The 4,626-nt window shown below is 69.6% G+C and carries 3 protein-coding genes; 2 read left to right on the forward strand and 1 reads right to left on the reverse strand.

The window, feature by feature from the left end; all coding sequences use genetic code 11:
• A partial coding sequence (locus VFB40_RS03635) for an amino acid permease (RefSeq protein WP_324847827.1) occupies positions 1-2,326 on the forward strand: 2,326 nt, incomplete at its 5' end.
• Positions 2,327-2,519: 193 nt separating this feature from the next.
• Positions 2,520-3,530 carry an EamA family transporter RarD gene (rarD, locus tag VFB40_RS03640; RefSeq protein WP_324847828.1) on the forward strand — a complete coding sequence of 337 codons (1,011 nt, stop codon included), beginning with the start codon at positions 2,520-2,522 and terminating at the stop codon, positions 3,528-3,530.
• On the opposite strand, the gene VFB40_RS03645 is transcribed toward rarD, so the two are convergent.
• Entirely contained in the window at positions 3,428-4,429 is a 1,002-nt protein-coding gene (locus VFB40_RS03645; RefSeq protein ID WP_349261330.1) for a polyprenyl synthetase family protein, read from the reverse strand. The two genes, rarD and VFB40_RS03645, sit on opposite strands and share 103 nt — an antisense overlap.
• Between the last annotated feature and the right edge of the window lie 197 nt (positions 4,430-4,626).

Genomic DNA, 4,626 nt, shown 5'->3' on the forward strand with positions numbered 1-4,626 from the left:
GCCGCTGGTCAACGACCAGCTGCACAAGGAGAAGCTGTCGAACCCGGTCGCCCTCGGCATCATGGCGATCGACTGCATCTCCTCCTCGGCGTATGGCTCCGAGCAGATGCTCACCCAGCTCGTCCCGTACTTCGGCGTCCTGGGCTTCATGCTGGTCATGCCGATCACCGGCGTGATCCTCGGCATGCTGGTGCTGCTGACGCTCTGCTACCGGGACGTCGTCACCCACTACACCAAGGCGGGCGGCTCCTACGTCGTCGCGCGCGAGAACTTCGGCCCGCGGATCGCCCAGATCGCCGCAGTCGCCCTGCTCATCGACTACATCGTCACAGTGGCGGTGCAGATCTCGGCCGGCACCGACGCCATCGCCTCGTACCTGTCGATCAGCCACGGCGTCGACATCAACGGCTGGAAGATCTACATCTCCATCGCCGTGGTGCTGCTGCTCGCCTACGGCAATCTGCGCGGCGTGCGTGAAGCCGGCCGGGCGTTCGCGGCCCCCGCGTACGTGTACATCGCGCTGGTGGGCCTGACCGTTCTCGCCGGGTTCGTCGAGCTGGCCACCGGCAACCTGCACCAGGCGAACAACCTGCACGACACGCACTTCGGCGGCGTGCTCCAGCTCGGCACGCAGACCCAGTGGGTGTTCAGCTTCGCCGCGATCTCGGCGATGCTGCGCGGCTTCGCCAACGGCGGCTCCTCGCTGACCGGGCTCGAGGCCATCTCCAACGGCGTCTCGGTCTTCCGCAAGCCGGCCGGCAAGAACGCCCGGATCACCATGTCGATCATGGCCACCATCCTGGGCTCGCTGGTGCTGGGCATCTCGATCCTGGCCTGGCGTTCGCAGAGCATGCCGTACGCGAACGGCAACCCGACCGTGCTGGCCCAGCTGACCAGCCTGATCTGGGGGCACGGCGCGTTCGGCGACGTGATGCTGACCGTGGTGCAGATCGCCACCGCGCTGATCCTCTACACCGGCGGCAACACCTCGTTCAGCGGCTTCCCGTTCCTGACCTCCTTCGTGGCCGGCGACTCGTTCCTGCCCCGCCAGTTCACCCACCGGGGCCACCGGCTCGCCTACTCCAACGGCATCCTGGTGCTCACCGCGCTCTCGCTCGCGTTGATCATCGGGATGCAGGGCAACCTGACCAAGCTGGTGGCGCTGTACGCGATCGGCGTGTTCACCGGCTTCGTGATGGCCGCGTCCGGGCTGTTCAAGTACCACTACACCCGGCAGGAGAAGAACCGCGGGATCAAGCTGCTGATCAACGGCGCCGCGGCGGTGACCTCGTTCGCGGTCGTGGTCATCTTCGCGATCTTCAAGTTCACCGAGGGCGCGTGGATGGTGGTAGTGATCTTCCCGATCGGCGTGTTCGCGCTGATCAAGCTGAACGAGCGCTACCGCCGCGAGGCCGCCGCGCTGGCCCAGGCCCCGGCCTCGGCCTCGCTGCCGACGCTGACCCGCAACACGGTCCTGGTGCTGGTCGACTCGGTGGACCTGGCGGTGATCAAGGCGCTGCGATATGCCCGCTCGCTGCACCCGGTCGAGCTGCGCGCCGTGCATTTCATGATCGACTCGAAGCATGCCGAGATCCTGCGCAAGACCTGGGAATCGTCGGTGGCCGCGGACGTCCCGCTGGAGATCATCGAGGTGCCAGACCGGCGGCTGCGCCGGGCGTCGGTGGAGCTGGCCGCGCGCACCACCGAGGAGTTCGACTCCGAGGTGACGATATTGCTGCCGCGCCGCTCCTTCCACACCACCAGCCGGCTGCTGCACGACCGCACCGCCGACGCGATCGCGGGCGCGGTCTCCAAGCTGCCGCACGTCGCGGCCATGATCGTGCCCTTCGACGTGGCCGAGGCGATCGAGGAGCTCGAGGCCCGGCGCGGCGGCGGGAGCGCGGGCGGCGCGTCGAACGGCGCGATGGCGTCCGGGGCGCTCGGCGCGGCGCGGCCGCGGCCGGCGCGGGCGACCAAGAAGCTGCTGCTCGACGCCGAGTGCCCGCCGCAGGCCGTCGACACCGGCACGCCGATCCCGATCAAGTCGGTGCGCTGGCGCAACCGGGCCACGCTGGAGGGCCGCGTCCGCTCGGTGTACGTGGGCCCGGTCTCCGGCTCCCCCGCGCTCGAAGCGGAGCTGTACGACGAGACCGGCGGCATCACGCTGGTGTTCCTCGGCCGCCGCAGCATTCCGGGCATCGAGCCCGGCGCGCGGATGCGGGTGGAGGGCATGGTCGGCGAGATGGAGGGCTACCTGGCCATGTCGAACCCGTCGTACGTGCTGCTCCCGCGCGACGGCGGCGAGGGCGACGAGGAAGAGGAGTAGCGGCCACCGGCGGCGGGATGTCCTTGTCTCGCTCAACTGGACAGCCAGTCGGCGCGCTTCGCCGGGTTGTGATTGCGCTTACGGCTAACGCGCTTCGCGCTGAAGAGCGCCCTCCCGCCCACTGGTCCGTCACGTACCGGACGGTCTCTTAACGAGACGAACCGACCGTAATACTCGCGGTACCCTAGTGCCTATGACCAATCCCGCCGGCGGCCAGGAATCCCGCAAAGGTCTGATCTTCGGCCTGGCCGCGTACGGGATGTGGGGCCTGTTCCCGCTGTACTGGCCGCTGCTCAAGCCGGCCGGCGCGACCGAGATCCTGGCGCACCGGATGGCCTGGTCGCTGATCGTGATGGCGGTGCTGCTCGGCGTCCGGCGCAACTGGTCCTGGATCAAGCAGCTGCGCCACACCCCCGGCAAGGTCTTTCTGCTGTGCGGCGCCGCCATCCTGGTCTCGGTGAACTGGGGCGTCTACATCTGGGCGGTCAACAAGGGCCACGTCGTCGAGACCTCACTGGGTTACTTCATCAACCCGCTGGTCACCGTGCTGTTCGGGGTGCTGATCCTGCGCGAGCGGCTGCGGCCGGTGCAGTGGGCGGCCGTCGGCGTCGGCGCGGCCGCGATCGTCGAGCTGGTCGTCGGCTACGGCCAGGTGCCGTGGATCGCGCTCATCCTGGCGTTCTCGTTCGGCAGCTACGGGCTGTTCAAGAAGCTCGCGAGCGTCCCGGCGGCCGAGTCGATGGCGGTGGAGACCGCCTTCCAGTTCCTGCCGGCCCTCGGCTACCTCGCCTTCCTCCAGGCGCGCGGCACGGCGACCTTCGGGCACGCGCACTGGACCGTAACGGTGCTGCTGGCCTGCTGCGGCCTGGTGACCGTGATCCCGCTGATGTGCTTCGCCGCGGCCGCGAACCGGCTGCCGCTCTCCACGATCGGGCTGCTGCAGTTCCTCACCCCGATCCTGCAGCTGTCCTGCGGGGTGTTCATCGTGCACGAGGCGGTGCCGGGCACGGAGTGGATCGGCTTCGCGATCGTCTGGCTGGCGCTGGTGCTGCTGACGTACGACTCGCTCGGCCAGGTCCGCCGGCGCCGGACCGCTCGGCCTCAGACCGTGCGCGAGCTGACGATCTCGCAGAGCGCGAGCAGCGTGTCCTTCGCCGAGTTGTCCGGCAGCGAGGCGAGCAGTTCGCGGGCCTCGTCGGCGTAGCGGGCCACGGTGTCGCGGGCCTGGTCGATCGAGGGGTGGGCGCGCAGCGCGGCGAGAACCTCGAGGACCAGGCCGTCGTCCGTGATCGGCGCGGACAGCAGCTCGCGCAGGCGGGCCGACTCGGTGTCCGTGGACGCCAGGGCGTAGAGCGTCGGCAGGGTCGGGACGCCCTCGCGCAGGTCGGTGCCGGGGGTCTTGCCGGACTGGTCCGAGTCGCTGGCGATGTCGAGCACGTCGTCGGAGAGCTGGAACGCGACGCCGAACACCTCGCCGAAGCGGGTGAGCGTCTCGACCACCGGGGCCGGGGCGCCGGACAGCAGCGCGCCGAAGCGGGCGCTGGTGGCGATCAGCGAGCCGGTCTTGTCCACCAGCACACTGAGATAGTGGTCAATCGCCGCCTGCCCGTCCTTCGGTCCGATGCACTCGTTGATCTGACCGGTCACCAGACGCTCGAAGGTCTCCGCCTGAAGCCGCACCGCCTCGGGTCCGAGGTCGGCCAGGATCTGCGAGGCGCGGGCGAACAGGAAGTCGCCGGTGAGGATCGCGATCGAGTTGTCCCAGCGCGCGTTGGCCGTGGGCACGCCGCGGCGCAGCGGGGCCTCGTCCATCACGTCGTCGTGGTAGAGCGTGGCCAGGTGGGTCAGCTCGACGACTGCGGCCGCGGGGACGACACCGGGCGCGGTGCGGTCGCCGAACTCGGCCGCGAGCAGGGTCAGCAGCGGACGGAACCGCTTGCCGCCCGCGTTGACCAGGTGGCTCGCGGTCTCCGCGATGAACGGGTGATCGCTGCGCGCGGAGGCCCGCAGCAGCTCCTCGACCGCGCCGAGTCCGTCGCGAATGCGCTGTTCGAGCGCCGGGTCGGTCACCGCGAGCCGGAACGGCTCGGTCGCCACCTGCACGCCCACGACTCTCGCCTTCCGTTCACTGCCGTCGCTGCTCACGTCGGGTCCACGCTAATGCATCCGCTCCGATACCGGTGCACCGGTCCGGGCCGGGTTACGCGAAACGGCGGCAGAGGATCGGATCCTCTGCCGCCGTGACGACGACGGTTATCGGGCGAGCACCGCGGCGGCGTTGGACAGGTGCAGCAGCACCG

The organism is Actinocrinis sp., from assembly GCF_035650855.1.
GTDB lineage: Bacteria > Actinomycetota > Actinomycetes > Streptomycetales > Catenulisporaceae > Actinocrinis.

Bases quoted from the DNA above. Each gene is read 5' to 3' on its own strand.
- rarD (WP_324847828.1), top strand. From the start codon at position 2,520: ATGACCAATCCCGCCGGCGGCCAGGAATCCCGCAAAGGTCTGATCTTC.